Source organism: Sphingomonas glaciei, from assembly GCF_023380025.1.
Taxonomy (GTDB): Bacteria; Pseudomonadota; Alphaproteobacteria; order Sphingomonadales; family Sphingomonadaceae; genus Sphingomicrobium; species Sphingomicrobium glaciei.
This window is the reverse complement of record NZ_CP097253.1, coordinates 449,155-465,148: the sequence shown is the minus strand read 5'-3', so window position 1 is coordinate 465,148 and position 15,994 is coordinate 449,155. Positions and strand designations below refer to the sequence as shown.

The 15,994-nt window shown below is 67.6% G+C and carries 12 protein-coding genes; 8 read left to right on the top strand and 4 right to left on the bottom strand.

Annotated elements, in window-relative coordinates; translation table 11 throughout:
- Window positions 1–51 precede the first annotated feature (51 nt).
- Window positions 52–1,602 carry a winged helix-turn-helix domain-containing protein gene (locus M1K48_RS02075; protein WP_249504235.1) on the top strand — a complete coding sequence of 517 codons (1,551 nt, stop codon included), beginning with the start codon at window positions 52–54 and terminating at the stop codon, window positions 1,600–1,602.
- Here M1K48_RS02075 and M1K48_RS02070 read toward each other — a convergent pair.
- The 3 genes from M1K48_RS02070 to M1K48_RS02060 all read right to left on the bottom strand — a co-directional run bounded on the left by M1K48_RS02070 (window position 1,599) and on the right by M1K48_RS02060 (window position 5,352).
- Window positions 1,599–3,659 carry a TonB-dependent receptor gene (locus tag M1K48_RS02070; RefSeq protein ID WP_249504234.1) on the bottom strand — a complete coding sequence of 687 codons (2,061 nt, stop codon included), beginning with the start codon at window positions 3,657–3,659 and terminating at the stop codon, window positions 1,599–1,601. The two genes, M1K48_RS02075 and M1K48_RS02070, sit on opposite strands and share 4 nt — an antisense overlap.
- Before the next feature lie 79 nt (window positions 3,660–3,738).
- The gene (locus tag M1K48_RS02065; protein WP_249504233.1) at window positions 3,739–4,500 is read right to left on the bottom strand and encodes a PEPxxWA-CTERM sorting domain-containing protein; all 762 of its coding nucleotides are present in this window, start codon (window positions 4,498–4,500) and stop codon (window positions 3,739–3,741) included.
- 159 nt (window positions 4,501–4,659) lie between these two features.
- On the bottom strand, window positions 4,660–5,352 hold the full coding sequence (locus tag M1K48_RS02060; protein ID WP_249504232.1) for a response regulator transcription factor: 693 nt from the start codon (window positions 5,350–5,352) through the stop codon (window positions 4,660–4,662).
- Window positions 5,353–5,504: 152 nt separating this feature from the next.
- On the opposite strand from M1K48_RS02060, the gene M1K48_RS02055 reads away from it, so the two are divergent.
- Genes M1K48_RS02055 through M1K48_RS02045 form a run of 3 tightly spaced genes read left to right on the top strand, consistent with a single transcriptional unit; the run spans window position 5,505 to window position 7,725 of the window.
- The gene (locus M1K48_RS02055; protein WP_249504231.1) at window positions 5,505–5,786 is read left to right on the top strand and encodes an Hpt domain-containing protein; all 282 of its coding nucleotides are present in this window, start codon (window positions 5,505–5,507) and stop codon (window positions 5,784–5,786) included.
- Window positions 5,783–7,342, top strand: a complete 1,560-nt coding sequence (locus M1K48_RS02050; RefSeq protein WP_249504230.1) for an ATP-binding protein — start codon at window positions 5,783–5,785, stop codon at window positions 7,340–7,342. Before M1K48_RS02055 ends, M1K48_RS02050 begins: the two co-directional genes overlap by 4 nt.
- Complete coding sequence (locus tag M1K48_RS02045; RefSeq protein WP_249504229.1) at window positions 7,339–7,725, top strand: response regulator; 387 nt, start codon at window positions 7,339–7,341, stop codon at window positions 7,723–7,725. Before M1K48_RS02050 ends, M1K48_RS02045 begins: the two co-directional genes overlap by 4 nt.
- On the opposite strand, the gene M1K48_RS02040 is transcribed toward M1K48_RS02045, so the two are convergent.
- Window positions 7,716–7,892: a YegP family protein gene (locus M1K48_RS02040; protein WP_249504228.1), complete on the bottom strand. Its 177-nt coding sequence runs from the start codon at window positions 7,890–7,892 to the stop codon at window positions 7,716–7,718. The two genes, M1K48_RS02045 and M1K48_RS02040, sit on opposite strands and share 10 nt — an antisense overlap.
- Window positions 7,893–8,193: 301 nt before the next feature.
- Between M1K48_RS02040 and M1K48_RS02035 the strand changes: the two genes are divergently transcribed.
- The 4 genes from M1K48_RS02035 (at window position 8,194) to M1K48_RS02020 (ending at window position 15,989) form a co-directional block, all read left to right on the top strand.
- Window positions 8,194–9,189: a hypothetical protein gene (locus tag M1K48_RS02035; RefSeq protein ID WP_249504227.1), complete on the top strand. Its 996-nt coding sequence runs from the start codon at window positions 8,194–8,196 to the stop codon at window positions 9,187–9,189.
- An 18-nt stretch (window positions 9,190–9,207) separates the two neighbouring features.
- Entirely contained in the window at window positions 9,208–9,663 is a 456-nt protein-coding gene (locus M1K48_RS02030; RefSeq protein WP_249504226.1) for a hypothetical protein, read from the top strand.
- Window positions 9,664–9,739: 76 nt separating this feature from the next.
- Complete coding sequence (locus M1K48_RS02025) at window positions 9,740–10,822, top strand: hypothetical protein (RefSeq protein ID WP_249504225.1); 1,083 nt, start codon at window positions 9,740–9,742, stop codon at window positions 10,820–10,822.
- Window positions 10,823–10,898: 76 nt separating this feature from the next.
- Window positions 10,899–15,989 (top strand): hypothetical protein, encoded by a 5,091-nt coding sequence (locus tag M1K48_RS02020; RefSeq protein ID WP_249504224.1) that lies wholly within the window; start codon window positions 10,899–10,901, stop codon window positions 15,987–15,989.
- Window positions 15,990–15,994: the final 5 nt, after the last annotated feature.

Below are 15,994 nucleotides of genomic sequence, written 5' to 3'. Positions count from 1 at the left end.
TGATGACCTGACGGTCTGCCGATGATCCTCACGCAGGAGGGAGGTCGGACGGTGCACGGACCAGTCGACTCATTACTGACGAGCGGGCAGCTGGCGGCGCGGCCATGCTTTCAGCTCGGCACGATCAGCATCGATCCGGGCACCCGGACCGTGTCGGGACCCGGCGGCAGCGTTCAGCTCGAGCCGCGGGTCATGCAGGTGCTGGTATCCCTCGCCGACGCCGAGGGTGCCGTGGTCACCCGCGATCTCCTGTTCGCGCGCTGCTGGGGCAATGTGTACGTCGGCGACGACAGCCTCAATCGGGCGGTGGCCGGCGTCCGGCGCGCACTTGCCAGCGTCGAGGCCAGCTTCTCCGTCGATACCGTACCACGGACGGGATATCGCTTGACGGGAGACGGCTTGGGCCAGGCCGCCGCGGGGGAGGTGGAGCCGGGCACCGGGCGCGCGAGCTGGTCTCGCCGGGCCCTGCTCGCCGGTGGGCTCTCGCTTGGGGCGGCCGCGGGCGTAGCCTGGTGGGCCGGCAACCGTCCCACGCCCGATCCTGCCGACGCGCTGCTCGCCAGGGCTCAGCAATCGCTGCGCACCGGTACTGCCGAGGGCCAGCGCAAGGCCATCGCCCTGCTCGACGAAGCGGTGAAGCGGTCACCTGGCAATGCCAATGCCTGGGGCCAGCTCGCCCTTGCCGTGGCGCGGGTCGACGAACATGTCTTCGCGCGCCCGGTGACCTCTGCGGCGAAAGTCGACGATGCGGCGCAGCGCGCGCTGTCACTCGATCCAGGCAATGCCGATGCCGCCGCCGCGCGGATCATCGCCCTTCCCTACTATGGCAGCTGGCTGCCGGTAGAGCGGCAATTCGAGCAGTTTCTCGCCCGCCATACCGACCATCCCTATGCCCGGGATTCCTACTCCTTCATGCTGGGCGCGGTCGGCCGGATGAAGGAAAGCGCGCGCATGCGCCTGTCGCTGGCATCCGACGATCTCTACGACGCCCAGCTGCAATATCGCTCCATCTACTGCCACTGGTTCCTCGGCCAGATCACCGAGGCCGACCAGGCGGCCCAGCGTGCTTTCGACATGTGGCCGCGCTTCGCCCCCGTCTGGTTTGCGCGGCTGTGGTTGCTGAACGGGACCGGGCGCACCGACCGTGCGCTTGAGCAGATCGAGAACGAGCGGGGCCATCCCGACCTTCCCCCACCTATGCTCGCGGCGCTGCGCAGTGCCCACCGGGCGGCGCTAAGCGGGGATCCGGCAGTCGTCGCGGCGACTACCAAACAGGTGCTGGGCGGCGTTCGTGCGAGTGTCTCGGCGGTAGTGAATGCCTTCATGCTCCTGCAGATGATGAAGTCGCTTGATGCTGCGTTCGGCCTGGCCGAGGCCTATTATCTCGAGCGCGGACCGGTGATCGCGGCGCTGAATTGGCGACCGGGTCAGCCGTTCGTTCCCGACCAGCGCCGCCGCAAGACCAACATGCTGTTCACTCCCCTGGGCGTGCCGATGCAGCAGGACTCGCGCTTCCTGCCGTTGATGCGCGACATCGGCTTGCAGGACTACTGGGATCAGCGCGGGGTGAGCCCCGACTTCCTCGCGCAACCGGTGCGCTAGAAGCGCAGTTCCACCCCGACGCCCGCCTCGCGCGGATCCTCCGCAGTCGCGAAGGTGGAGGAGAAAAGATAGGTGAGCGCGAAGCTGTCGAAGGCGTTGCGGGCATAGCCGAACAGGCTTGCCCGCCGGCCTTCCCAGGCCGCCCGCAGGTCGACGATCGCCGCCGCGCCGACCTGGCGCGCCGGGCTGTTCGCATCGTCGCTGAAATAGCGGCCATGATAGCGCGCCTGGGCCGACAGTCGCCACGCCGCCGCCGGACGCCAGTCGATCCCGCCGCTCGCGCCCCATCGCGGCGAGCGCTGGAACTGCTTGCCGAGCGTGGGATCGTTCGGAAGTAATGTGCGCTCCAGCCTAGTCCTGAGGAACCCGACACCGAGCCGGGCGGACAATTGGCGGTTGAGCCGCCAGCCGACCTGCGCCTCGAACCCGCGACTGGTCGCTTCCGGCGCATTGGCATATTCTGTCGTGAGCAACGTCCCGCCGTTCGGCAGCGTCACCGGCACTAACAGCTGGCGCTGCGAATTCTCGATCCAGTTGGCGAACAGGTTGGCGGACAGAGTGCCGCGCCCGCCCGCGAAGATTGCGCGGACGAAGCCTTCGAGATTGGTCAGCCGCTCGGCATCGAACGGGTCACCGACGCGGCGCAGCAGGCTGACAGAAATGCCGCCGGGGTTGTGCGCGCGCTGAAGCAGAACGCCGGCGTTCACCGCCTCGCTCACGGCATAGGTGAGCGACAGCTTGGGCAGCCAGGCATCGAAGGATTCCCGATAGTCGAGGGCGATCCCGGCCGGCGGACTTCCCACCATCCCCCTGCGCCGTTGCTGATCCCCCTGATAGCGCAGCCCCCCGGTCAGGGTCATCCGCGGCACGATCTTCCAACTGGCTTCCCCGAACAGGCCGACGCTGCTCTGGCGATCGTCGAAGCCGCCGGAGCCGATCCCGAGCCCGACGACATCGATCCATTGCTCCTGGCGGTTGAGGCCGCCGGACGCGCCCGCAATCAGCCCTACCGCCCCTCCGGGGGTCCAGCGCAGGATCGTCTCGATCGAGGCATCCTTGTTGTCCACCCGCGTATTGCCGAGGCCCGGCAGCCCGAAGCGCCGGACATTGGCGTCCCCGCCCGACAGGGTGACCTCGGCGGCCAGCTCAGGACCGAGCGGCAGGATGATGCGCGACGTCAGGCTGTTGGCGGTCACGCGCAGGATTCCGTTGGTCCGCTCGGGAAGGGAATATTCGCGCCGCTTGAAGGGGGCCGCCACGGCTTCGAACTGCGGTGCTTGCGAGCGGGTATGGACGGCGGTGGTCTCGACCCGCAGCCCGGGCATCGCCGACGGCCGGTAGAGCAGCTTGACCCGGGCCTGGCTGTAATCGTCCCGGTCGATGTCGGCGCCGGCGATCCCGTCGAACATCTTGCTCGCCATCCGGCCGCGCCTGACGTCGCCGCTGATCCGCACCGCAAGCTGGTCCCGAATCAAGGGACCGGTGATGACCGCCGACGCCTGCCGGGTGCCGATCTCCCCTGCGATCAGCCGGGCCCGGCCGTTCCAGCTGAATTCGGGATCGCGGCTTTCGACGAAGATCGCGCCGGCGATGGAATTGCGCCCCTGGGTGGTCGTCTGCGGGCTGCGGAACACCTCGATCCGGTCGATGTCCCACGCCGGGGTCGAGCTGGAGACATATTCGTAATAGCTGACCGCGCGGCCATCGACCTGCAGCGTGACGCGCGGCCGGGTGCCGCCCAGAAAGGCGAACAGGCCCCGGCTTACGCCCGTCGAATCCTGGCCGCGGATCGCGGGTCCGTCTTCGCCCGAGCCCTGCTGCACGTTGGGGATCGCGGCGAGCAACTGGTCGATGCGGTCGTCCCCGCCCGCCTCGATCGTCTCGCTGTCGATGACCGCCACGCTCGACGGCGTGTCACGCAGGCGCCGCGGAAGCCGCTCGCCGGTGACGACGATCTCCCCAGCACCATCCGGCGGCTCGGCGCCTGGCGCTAAAGGGGGTGCCGCTTGCAGCGCGGCGTGCGCGAACGACATGGCAGTGGCCAGTTCGATGATCACACGCGACTCCCTCTGAAGTCCGGGCCAGAGAACTGTAGATTGCCGCCTTTGGCAAGCTGCGCCCCTGCTGCGCCCGGCATCACGCCGCCTGCGGAAGGATCACGCCCCGCGAACGGCGGCGCAGGGCCGAGCCGATCGCGCCAAACCCCAGCAGCATCATCAGCCAGGTGCCCGGCTCGGGCACGCCGGTCGCCACGTTGAAGCGGATCCCCGCCAGCCCCAGGCCGGTCACGTCGGCATTCCAGAACGACACGCCGCGAATGTCCGCCACCCCGCCCGCCCGCGCGAAACCGAACGAAGACAGCAAGGGCAGGTCGGACAAAGTGGTCGACCCAAGGACGTTTCCATCCGCGCCGAAGAAGCTGACGAAAGCGCTTCCTCCGTTCCCTCCCGTCAGCCGCAGGCCAAATTCGGACTGCAAGGTGGGGAAGAGGATCGAGATGGCGCCCTCGCCGATCGCATCATTCGTTGGAAAGCCCAGCGGGCCGAGCCCGGCCAGCACCGGTCCGGCAGGGCTGTTGAAGACCGACAGGTTCTGCCCCGCCGCGCCGGCGAGCAGCGTCAACGGACCGGTCGGGCTACCCCCCAGCTGGTCATACACCCCATTGGCGGTCACCGTCTGACCGGCAAAGCGCTCGCCGAATGCGACCCCGTCGATCACCAGGATACCGTTGTAGTTGGTGCCTGGCACCGGCCCTCCGGCCACGCCGCCGAACGTCACCTGCTGGGTGCCGGTCAGATCGTTGTACCCGGTCTGCACCACCTGCGCCGATATCGGTGCCGCAATCCCTAGCGCCATGCCGAGGGCAAGCCCGGCCACCGTCCAATTCTGCTGCTTCATCGGTCCGATCCTTTCCTGACCATGAGAAGCCGGAAGCGCAGATCCGCGACCGACTCCATGGCCCTCGCCTACGGATCGGGCGGCCGATGGGGGATGATGATGGCACGATGGTTTGCCGATGATTGACGATGATTGACGATCGGGCCGGCGCGGACGCCCCTACTGCAGGCTGGTCATCTCCAGTCGATAGCCGAAACTCTGGATCGAACTCAGCTTGAACCCGGCGGCGGTGAGGCCAAGGCGCGAGCGGAGGCGCGAGATGTGGACGTCGAGCGTCCGGGTCGGGAGGTCGGGGTTACGGCCCCACACCGCTTCCAGAAGATAGGTCCGGCTGAGCGGGCGGTGCACGTGCTGGAACAGCAGCAGGGCGAGCCCGAACTCCTTGTGGGTCAGCGCCACGGTGTCGCCCCCGATCGACACGCTGCAATCGCCATGGTCGAAGGCCACCCCGAAATGGGTTTCGACCCCGCCGACGGTCGCGACCGGCTTGTAGGTTCGCCGCAACAGCGCGGCGACCCTTGAGAGCAGGACCATAGGGACAATCGGCTTCACCACATAATCGTCGGCCCCGGCGTCGAGCGCCGCGACCACGGCTTCATCCTCCGTCCGGCTGGTGACCATGATCACCGGCGGACAGGGAACGAGGTTCTGCCGCGCCCAGCGCAGCACGTCGACGCCCTCCCCATCGGGCAGGTGCCAGTCCATCAGCAGGAGATCGAAGCTCTCCTGCCGGAACGCCACCTTGGCCGAACGGCAGTCGGGGTAATGATGGCAAGTGTGACCGGCAGTCTCCAGCGTCGCCGACACCAGGTCGGCAAGCGATGGGTCATCTTCGAGCAAAGCGATACGCACGCGAACTCCCTTCCCGACGGGCCATACCCAAGGGAGAGACGAATTTCATTGAGGTCTAATATCCGTATCGATCCTGTTACCGCGAAATCACTATCGGCCATCGCCGGTCATGGTTACCCTCTTGGTAACCTTTGCCGCTTAGTGCGAACGGCATGCACATCAGTCCGGCTCTGCAGTTCCGCCTCGCCCTGGCCAGGGGTGCGTGCATCGACCGGATGCAAGACACCGCCGACTGGCTGCTCGCGGCCGACCCTTCCGACCTTCATGCCCTGCGTCAGTGCAGCCACCGGCTCGTCGGCACGCTTGGCAGCTATGGATTCGACCACGCCGCCCGACTAGCGCGCGATCTGGATCGAAGCTGCGAGGGGGGATTGGAGCAAGTGAAGGAGGCGATTGCCGCGCTGGTCGCGGGGCTTCGGGGCTTGCCGCGATGATCGACACGCAGGAAGATCTGCGCCAGCGCGTCATCACGCGCTACGGACTGGGCGAGAGCGACGAAGCCGCCTTCAATCAGCTGAGCCAGACCGTTGCCAGCATCTTCGACACGCCTATTGCACTGGTCACGGTGCTCCGCCGCGACCGACAGATCTTCCAGGGGGTTTGCGGACTCTCCGACAGCGGCACCGACCGCGAGAGCGCCTTCTGCGGCCACACGGTTCGCCAGCCTTCGGTGATGGTCGTCGAGGATGCGCTCGAGGATCCCCGCTTCGCCAACCATGACGTGGTGACCGGGCCACCGTTCATACGCTTCTATGCCGGGACGCCGATCACCATCGGCGGTGTCGCCATCGGCTCGCTCTGCATCATCGACACAAAGCCGCGCACCATGACGGCCGTACAACGCCGGCAGCTGGAGGATCTGGGGGAGGTTGCGGCAAACCTCATCGAAACCCGCCTCGGCACCTTTGTCGCGGAGAAGCGCGAGCTCGAGCTCAAGCGCCAGACCCAATTGCTGCGGGTCATGCTCGACAGCGTCGACCAGGGCATCGCCTATTTCGACGGCGACCTGAAGCTCGCCTTGTGGAATGACCTGTTCTTCGAACTTCACGGCTTCGGCGACGACATGAAGCGGCGCGGCGCCGATGCGGAGGAAATGCTTGAGAAGAGTCTTCGCTGGGGGCTGTTCGGACCCAAGGCGACCGAGGCGATGCTGCCGGCGATGCTCGACAACATCCGCACCACCGCCCGCTCGGAGACCGAGATCACGACACGCGAAGGGCGCACGCTTCATTCCGTACGGTTGCGTCTCGACGATGGGCAGGGTTTCATCGTGTCGGTGCGCGATCTTACCGCCGAGCGGATCGCCAATCGCGCGAAGGACGAATTCATCTCGACCATCAGCCATGAACTGCGCACCCCGCTGACCGCGATCCGCGGGGCCATCGCGCTGCTCGGCGCAAGCCTCGGCACCGGCATCAACGACCGGGCCAGGCAGATGCTCGACATGGCGCAGAAGAATGCCGCCCGGCTCAGCACCCTGATCGACGACATCCTCGACATCGAGCGGCTGACCCGCGGTCAGACCGGCTACATGCTGGTGCCGCTGCACATGAACGAGGTGATCCACGATGCCGTCCAGCAGAACGGCCCGTTCGCCGAGGGGCTGGACGTTCGCTTCGAAGCATTTCCCGGCGATCCCCTCCCGTTGACCGGCGATCCCGGGCGATTGCTGCAGGTCCTGACCAACCTCCTTTCCAACGCCGCCCGGCACAGCCCGCCGGGATCGGTGGTCGAGGTCGAAGGCCTGCGCCGGGACCGACTGGCGCGGATCGAGGTGCGTGACCGTGGCTCGGGTGTACCCGAGCATTTCGTCGATCGCCTGTTCGAGCGCTTTTCCCAGGCGGTCGATGCGAAGCGGCGTGGCAATGGTGGGACAGGCCTCGGCCTCGCCATCAGCCGCGCGATCGTCGAGCAGCATGGTGGGCGGATCGGCTACGAGCCTCGCGACGGCGGCGGCTCCTGCTTCTGGATCGAGTTGCCGGCAGCATGAACGACCTGCGCACCATCGTCTTGGTCGAAGACGATCCGGACATCGCCGTCCTCGCGCAGCTTGCCTTGCGTGAGATCGGCGGGATCGAGGTCACCCATTACGGGTCCGGCCCTGCCCTGCTGGCCGACCAGGCGGCGATGGTGCCCGACCTCTACCTGCTCGATTTCCGCTTACCCGAAATGACCGGCGAGGAGCTTCTGGCGAAGCTTCGCGAGCGACCGCAGAGTGCCGCGATCCCGGCCATTTTCATGACTGCCAGCCTGATGCCGGACCGGATCAAGGCGCTGAAGGTCGCCGGTGCAATGGACGTCATCGCCAAACCATTCGATCCGCTGACCCTCGCCGAGGACATCCGCGCTCGCTACCGCGCCGCTCAGCCCTGAGGGTGACGGATCTCGGCGCGGTTGCTGTCGCGCACCGTGGCCAAGCTGCGTACGGCCTCGTCGAGGTCGCGGTGCGCCTCGGCCGCAAGCGCGACGATCTGGCCCTTCTGATCAAGCAGATGCCAGCGGAACCGGTCGTCGGAATCGAGATAGATTTCAAACACCATGAAGTCCGCTGCTAACATGCTTTCGCGCGGGCACCGCGTAAACAACTGTAAAGTCGGATCGCCGTGTAAACAGCTGTAAAAGAGGGTCCGTCGCCGCCCGATTTACAACTGTTGATGACCGTTAATGCGGTCATGTCGCTAATCGGGGTGTCGCGCAGGTCTGGCTGTCTCCTCACGGCGACAAGCTAGTCCACGAGAGCGCAGACAACCGGCGTCATCTTCCCCCTTCGCCTGTCGCCTGCTCGCTTGCGGTCGCGGCCTTTCGGTCGGTCCTGCGCATCCTTTGAAGGAGCGCACTGGAATGACGAGGCAGGTGGAAGGACGGATCGGACGGCAGGCGCGGATCGCGCTGTCGGTCGCCCTGTGCGCCGCGTCTGCCGCGGCTTTCGCCGAGGGCACGCCGGCCGGGACCGACATCGTCAACGTCGCGCAGCTGAGCTGGATCGATGGCGGCGACAAGCGCACCGTCCAGTCCAACCCAGCCTCGCTCAAGGTCGACGAGCGCATCGATGTCGCGATCGCGTGGCTTGATGGCGGCAGCGTTCCGGTCGCCCCCGGTGAGCAGAACCGGGTGCTGTCCTTTCGTGTCGTCAATGCCGGCAATGCACCGGAAGCCTTCGTCCTGTCCGCGATCGGCGCGATCGGCGGGGACCAGTGGGATCCGGCGATCACCAGCCTCGCGCTCGACACCAACGGCAATGGCCTGTTCGATCCCGGGGTCGACCAGACCTATCGCGCCGGTGTCGACGATCCCCTGCTGAAGGCCGACGCCAGCGTCACCGTGTTCGTCCTCGGCACCGTTCCCACCGGCCTTGCCGATGCGGCGGTCGGCCTGGCTTCGCTGCGTGCGACCGCGGTCACCGGCAGCGGCTCGCCCGGCACCGTCTTCGCGGGCCGCGGTGAAAGCGGCACCGATGCCGTGGTCGGCGGGACCACCGCCACCGCCGTCACCCAGGGCAGCCTCGTCGCCAGCCTGGCCGTGCCGCAGCTCGCCAAGGCGCAGCAGATCGTCGATCCCAACGGCGGGAGCTCAGCGCTTCCGGGCGCGCTCATCACCTACACGCTGAGCGCTTCCTACGGAGGCTCGGTTCCAACCAGCGGCGCCCTTGTCGAAGACCCGATCCCTGCCGGGACCAGCTACGTTCCCGGCTCCCTCAAGCTCAACGGCATGGGCCTCACCGACGCCGCCGATGGCGACGCGGGCGAGGTTGGCGCGGCTGGGATCCGCGTCGCCATCGGCGCCCTGTCGGCCAGCTCCAGCGCCGTCATTTCCTTTCAAGTGCGTGTGAACAGCTAAGCTCAGGAGAGTTGTATCATGTTGAAGAAGCTCATCGTTTCAATGCTCGCCAGCGGTCTTCTGGCCGGTGCGGCGCAGGCGCAGGGCGTCACCCTCAAGGCCCACGTCCTTCAGGAAAAGACGGTTGAGGAAGCCGGCGTGAAGCGCGTCCTGCTAGTCCCGGCGGGCAACGTCACCCCCGGCGACGAGGTCATTTACGACCTCAGCTACGCCAATGGCGGCGCCAAGCCGGCCGAGCAGGTGGTGCTGACGAATCCGGTTCCGGCGACCCTTGAATATGTCTCGGGCGACAGCGCGCTCGTCTCGGTCGACGGCGGCAAGACCTTTGCCGTCCTGACCTCGCTCAAGGTCGCCGACGCCGACGGCACGCAGCGCCCCGCCGCGCCGAAGGACGTCACCCACGTGCGCTGGAACCTGGCGTCCATCGCCCCGGGGGCGAGCGGCCACGTGCTCTTCAAGGCGCGCCTCAAATAGCCGGTTCGCCGCACCGGCTTTCACCGACCTCCTCCCTCACCATTCAGCCAACCCATCCTAGCAACAGGGACAGATCATGATGAAGAAGACACTCTACTTCGCGCTCGGCACGGCTTCGGCCCTGTCGCTCGCGACCGCCGCGACGGCGGCCGGCACGCCCGCCGGCACCGACGTCAACAACACCGCGACCATCGGCTATGCGACCGGCGGGGTCACCCAGGCCCCCGTCAACTCGAACATCGCCACCTTCAAGGTCGACCAGAAGGTCAACCTGACCGTCGCCGAAGTCGGCGGGCTAGTTTCACCGACCTCGCCCGGCGGCCTCAATTTCGTGACGACCTTCACCGTCACCAACACGTCCAACGCGACGCTCGATTTCTCGCTGTTGTCGAGCCAGCTGGCGAACGGGCAGACGGTGGCGTTCGGCGGCACCGACAGCTTCAACCAGAACAACGTCCGCATCTTCGTCGACAGCAACAACAACGGCCAATATGATTCCGGCGTCGACGTCGCGACCTATGTCGACGAGCTTGCCGCCGACGCGACCCGCACGGTGTTCATCGTGTCGGACACTCCGGCCGGCCAGGCCGATGCAAGCCTTGCGGGCGTGGTCCTGACCGCGACTGCCGCCGCCGGCGGTACTGCCAATGCGCAGGGCAGCGACCTCGTCCAGACGGCCGGTGCCGACAACCCCGCGGTGGTCGACATCGTCTTCGCCGACATCGCCGGCAAGACCGACGCGCTGCGCGACGGCAAGTCGTCGGCCGACGACACCTACAAGGTGGTCGCCCCGACCTTGGTGCTCGCCAAGACCAGCCGGATCATCTCCGATCCGTTCAACGGCACCACCAACCCGAAGCGTATCCCGGGCGCGACCGCCGAATATTGCATCGTCGCCACCAACACCGGTGCCGGCGCGGCCAATTCGGCGATCATCAGCGATAATCTGGCGAGCGTCTCGGGCGTGACCTACCTCGGCGGGTCGATCTTCACCGGCGTGACGGTCAGCAGCGGGACCTGCAACAGCGACGGCACGCTCCAGACCGACGCGTCCGATGGCGACCAGAGCAACTTCGGCTCCAACACCGTCACCTCCAACCTCGGCACGATCAACGGCGGCGCTTCCTCCGCGATCCGCTTCCGGGTGACGATCAACTAGGCCCCGATCCCGCCGGCTGCCGCTCCTGACCGGCACCCGGCGGACCATCCATTCTTCCTCCTCCACCGGATACTCGATGACCCGCTTCGCCCGCCTCTTTCTCGCCAGCCTGATCGCCCTTGCGGCGATCCTGCTTGGCGTGAGCGAGCCGGCTGCGGCGGCACCGATCGAGAACCGCGCCAGCCTGTCACTCCAGCTTGGCGGTGTCCGTAAGACCTACCTTTCCAACACGGTGGTCGCCGACCGCCTGCTGCCCCCCTCGCCCTCCACCGTCATGTTCCTGCGCAGCGTCTCAAGCGGCGGTATCCCGGTGGTCACCGATGGCGGCCAGTGCCGCGACAGCAACGGCGGCTTCAGCGGCAGCGCGCCCAACCGCTCGGCGGCCGCGGGTGAAAAGCGCTCGATGGCGATCGAGGCCGCCGACGCCCATGCCGGTGACACCCTTATCGTTTCGCTGGCCGACGCCAATCGCAACACCGATCCGACCACGCGCGAATGGGTCGAGGTGACGCTCACCAGCAGCAATGGCGACGAGGAATTGCTCCGCCTGCGCGAGACCGGTCCCGACACCGGACTGTTCGCGGCGGAATTCGTGACCGCCGGCGCCCCCCCCGCCGCGACCCGCTTCGACTGCATCCTGTCGGTCGACACCGGCGCCTCGCTGCAGGCGAGCTACACCGACGCCAGCTATCGCTCGGACAGGTCGAGCGCGACGATCATCAGCGACCCGATCCACTATGTGTTCGACAGCCAGACCGGCGCGGTCCTGAACGGCGCCGAGATCACGCTGATCGATCGCGCCACCGGCCAGCCCGCCCTGGTGTTCGGCGATGACGGCAGCAGCCGCTTCCCGGCGACCGTCATCAGCGGCGGCACCGTGACCGATTCCGCCGGCCGCAGCTACGCCCTGCCCGCCGGAGGCTTCCGCTTTCCGGTGGTGGCGCCCGGCAACTACCAGCTCAAGGTCGTGTCTCCCGCCGGCTACACGGCCGCTAGTCAGGTTCCCGCCGATCAGCTGCGCCAGCTGACCGGACCCAACGGCGTCTTTAAGATCGATCCGCAGGGCTCCTACCTGCTGCCGTTTGTGGTCAACGGCCTTGCGCTGTTCCGCATCGACCTGCCGCTCGATCCGCGCCAGCTTCCGCTACTGGTCCGCAAGACTGCCTCGGTCAGCGAAGCCAGCACGGGCGACCTCGTCCAGTATCGCGTCACGGTCGAGAACAGCAATCCGGCCGCCGCCATGAACGCCACGGTGCTGCTCGACAGCATGAGCCAGGGCCTGCGCTTCAAGTCGGGCTCGCTGCGCATCGACGGCAAACCGGCTGCCGACCCGGTGGTAAGCGCATCGGGCAACGGCTTTCGCCTCGCGCTCGGCAGTGTCGCCGCGCGCTCGACCAAGGTCGTCACTTACGTCGTCCAAGTCACGGGCGCGGCTTCGACTGGCGACGCGCTGAACAAGGTCGTCGTGACCGCCAACGGTGTCGCCGCCAGCAACGAGGCTCGCGCGCTGGTCGCGATCCGCCCGTTCCTGATGAGCGACGCCGCGACCCTGATCGGCCGCGTGTTCGACGGCGGCTGCGACGCGCCCGAGACGAAGATGGCGGGCGTCCCCGGCATCCGGATCCTGATGGAGGACGGCAGCTACGTCCTGTCGGATCGCGAAGGCCTGTTCCACTTCGAAGGCGTCCGCCCCGGCACCCACGTGGTCCAGCTCGACGTCGCCAGCTTGCCCGAAGGCTACGAGCCTGTGCAGTGCCTGCGCGACACCCGCCACGGCGGCAGCGCCATTTCGCAGTTTGCCGAGATGCGCGGGGGCGCCTTGTGGCGCACGAACTTCCATCTCCGCCGCACCGGCGCAAAGGTTGCCGCCCCCGCCGCCGTCCAGCCGGCGGTCGCCTTGCCGCTGGCCGCTCCCGCCATCAACTGGTTCGACGGCCAGCAAAGCGGCAACGCGCTGCTGGCCCCGGCGGAAGACTTCAACCCGGCCTCGCCGGCGGTCCGCGTGGTCGTCAAGCATGTTGCCGGAAGCACGCTCAAGCTGCGCATGAACGGCGTCGCGGTGCCCGAGATCAATCTCGACACCAGCGTGATCAGCCCCGACAAGAGCTTCCTCGTCACCCAATATCAGGGCCTGCCGCTGAACGAAGGCGACAACCGGCTCGAGGTCGAGGTGCGCGGCGCCGGTGGGGCGCTGTTCGAGAAGTTCGCCCGCACGCTCCACTACGCCAACAGCGTCGCTCGCGCCGAACTGGTGCCGTCGCGCTCGACGCTGATCGCCGATGGCCGCACCCGCGCGATCGTCGCGATCCGCCTGACCGACCGCGCGGGCAAGCCGGTCCGCAAGGGCGTCACCGGCACCTTCCAGCTGACCGCCCCTTATCGCGTCGCCAGCGACCTCGACCTTCAGCAAGCCCGCCAGCTGTCCGGCGCCGACCGTGCCCAACCTACCTGGCAGGTGTCGACCGACGACGGCATCGCGCTGATCGAGCTTGCCCCCACCACCCAGGCCGGCTCGATCGAGCTTGCCTTCACCCACCAAGTCGAACGCCGCCAGGTTCGCGAGATCGTGCGCGGCTGGATGGCGCCGGGCGACCAGCCGTGGGTGGTGGTCGGCTTCGCCGCTGGCACCGCGGGCTTCAACGTCCTCGACGACCATGCCGAGCGGCTCGGCGGCAAGGGCGCGCCCAAGCGCTTCACCGATGGCCAGGTCGCCTTCTTCGCCAAGGGCCGGATCCTCGGCAAATGGCTGCTGACCATGGCCTACGACAGCGACAAGGCTACCGGCCGCGACGCCCGCCGCCCGCTCGGCGGCGTGATCGATCCGCAGCGCTATTATGACCTCTATGCCGACGGCAACGAGCAGGCCTATGACGCCGCCAGCAGCCGCAAGGTCTATCTCCGGCTCGAACGCCCGCAGTTCTATGCGCTGTTCGGCGATCTCGAGACCGGCTTCAACGACACCCAGCTGGCCCGCTACAGCCGCAGCCTGACCGGCCTCAAGAGCGAGTTTCGCTCGAACAAGCTGGCGGTGCAGGCGTTCGCCGCCGACACCGGCTTCCGCTTCGCCCGCGACGAGATCCAGGGCTCGGGCCTCGCCTCGCTCTACCGGCTCAGCCGCACCGACATCGTCATCAACTCGGACAAGGTCCGGGTCGAAACGCGCGATCGCCTGCGTTCGAACCTCATCCTCTCGGCGCGCGAGCTGACCCGCCACGCCGATTACGACATCAGCTACGAAGCCGGCAGCATCGGCTTCCGCCAGCCGATCGCCAGCCGCGACGGCCAGGGCAATCCGATCTTCATCGTCGTCGATTACGAAACCCGGGGCGAAGGCACTCGCCGCTGGAACGGTGGCCTGCGCGCCGTCGCCCGGGTCGCCGGAGGCCACGCCGAGATCGGCGCCACCGCGCTGCGCGATGCCGACCCCGCGCAGACCAGCGACCTTGCCGCGATCGATGCCAAGGCCCGTCTCGGCGCCGCCACCGAAGTGCGCGCCGAACTCGCCACCAGCCGCACCAACGCCGCGGGCGAGAAGCGCCAGGGCCAGGCCTATCTGCTCGAAGCAGAGCATCGCGGCGAGACGCTCGACGCCCTCGCCTACTTCCGCCAGCAGGACCTCGGCTTCGGGGTCGGCCAGCTCAACCGGGCCGAAGCGGGCACCCGCAAGTTCGGCGCCGACCTCCGCCTCGGCCGCGCGCAGGGTCTGTCGCTGACCGTCGGCGGCTGGCACGAGGACATGCTTGCGACCGGCGCCAGCCGCGACGCGCTGCGCAGCCAGATCGAATATCGCGCGGTCCGCACCTCGCTTCGCGGCGGCTACCAGTTCGCCCGTGACGAGGTTCCCTCGGGCGAGAAGCTGGTCAGCCAGCAGGTCACCGTCGGCGGTTCGCAGCAGCTGTTCGGCAACCGCCTCCAGCTCGACGCCGACGCGGCGGTTGGTCTGGCCGGCAAGGGCGAAAGCCTCGACTTCCCCGACCGCTACCGCGCCGGCCTTTCGTGGGCCGTTCGCCCCGACGTCCGCCTGCTTGCCAGCCATGAGATCACCGACGGCGCGAAGGTCGATACCGCCACCACCAGCCTCGGCATCGAAGCCTCGCCGTGGCGCGGGATGCGGCTGGCGACCACCGTCAACCAGCAGGGCATGGGCGAATATGGCGGTCGCACCTTCGGCCTCTATGGCATCAGCCAGTCGCTCAACCTCAGCCCGCGCTGGAGCGTCGATCTGGCCGTCGACGGCAGCCGCACCCTGAAAGGCGCCATCACCGCCGACCAGATCGTCAACCTCAACCACCCGGTCGCCGCCGGCGGCTACCTCGACGAAGGCAAGACGATCAGCGACGATTTCTGGGCGGTCAGCGCGGGCGCCACCTACCGCACTCCGGTGCTGAGCTGGACCGCACGCGGCGAAGTGCGCCGGGGCGATTTCGACGACCGCATCGCGCTCTCGACCGCACTGCTTCGCCAGACCCAGGACGGGATCAGCATGGCCGCCGCCGCTCGCTTCAGCCGGATCCGCAGCGCCGACGGCACCGTCGCCACGCTCGGCCTCGCCAACGGTTCGTTCGCCTGGCGGCCTTTGTGGTCGCGCTGGGCCGTGCTCGACAAGCTCGAGCTGCGCTGGGACGAAATCGCCAACGGTCGCGGCGCCACCACCGCGCCGGGCAATCTGCTTGGCTTCGACGGCCTGGCGGTGGTCGGCGACGCCCGTACCCGCCGGGTCGTCAACAACCTTGCGGTGAACCTCGTCGGATGGTCGGGCATCGACGACCGCGACACGCCCGAGCGCGCGTATCAGCGTTATCAGCTGTCGCTCTACTGGGGGTCGAAGTACGTGTTCGATACGTTCGGCGCCGACGATTATGCCGGCTTCAGCAACCTTGTCGGGCTCGAGGTCCGCCGCGACCTCAGCGAGCGCTTCGACCTCAGCCTCAATGCCGCGGTCCGTCATGTCGCTTCGTCTGGCACCGCCGACTATCTGGTCGGTCCGTCGGTCGGCATCTCGCCGGTCCGTAACAGCTGGGTCAGCCTCGGCTACAACATCAAGGGTTTCCGGGACCGCGATTTCTCGGACGCCCGCTATACCCGCGCCGGTCCCTATGTGACGCTGCGCTTGAAGTTCGACCAGGATACGCCCGCCGCTCTGTTCGGCCGGGCCGGGGGCAAGTGACGTGA

What these genes read in the sequence shown, in the direction of transcription:
- M1K48_RS02040 (WP_249504228.1), bottom strand. Translation starts at nt 7,892, where the DNA reads ATGGTGTTTGAAATCTATCTCGATTCCGACGACCGGTTCCGCTGGCAT.
- M1K48_RS02055 (WP_249504231.1), top strand. Translation starts at nt 5,505, where the DNA reads ATGCACATCAGTCCGGCTCTGCAGTTCCGCCTCGCCCTGGCCAGGGGT.
- M1K48_RS02025 (WP_249504225.1), top strand. Translation starts at nt 9,740, where the DNA reads ATGATGAAGAAGACACTCTACTTCGCGCTCGGCACGGCTTCGGCCCTG.
- M1K48_RS02065 (WP_249504233.1), bottom strand. Translation starts at nt 4,500, where the DNA reads ATGAAGCAGCAGAATTGGACGGTGGCCGGGCTTGCCCTCGGCATGGCG.
- M1K48_RS02045 (WP_249504229.1), top strand. Translation starts at nt 7,339, where the DNA reads ATGAACGACCTGCGCACCATCGTCTTGGTCGAAGACGATCCGGACATC.
- M1K48_RS02050 (WP_249504230.1), top strand. Translation starts at nt 5,783, where the DNA reads ATGATCGACACGCAGGAAGATCTGCGCCAGCGCGTCATCACGCGCTAC.
- M1K48_RS02030 (WP_249504226.1), top strand. Translation starts at nt 9,208, where the DNA reads ATGTTGAAGAAGCTCATCGTTTCAATGCTCGCCAGCGGTCTTCTGGCC.
- M1K48_RS02035 (WP_249504227.1), top strand. Translation starts at nt 8,194, where the DNA reads ATGACGAGGCAGGTGGAAGGACGGATCGGACGGCAGGCGCGGATCGCG.
- M1K48_RS02020 (WP_249504224.1), top strand. Translation starts at nt 10,899, where the DNA reads ATGACCCGCTTCGCCCGCCTCTTTCTCGCCAGCCTGATCGCCCTTGCG.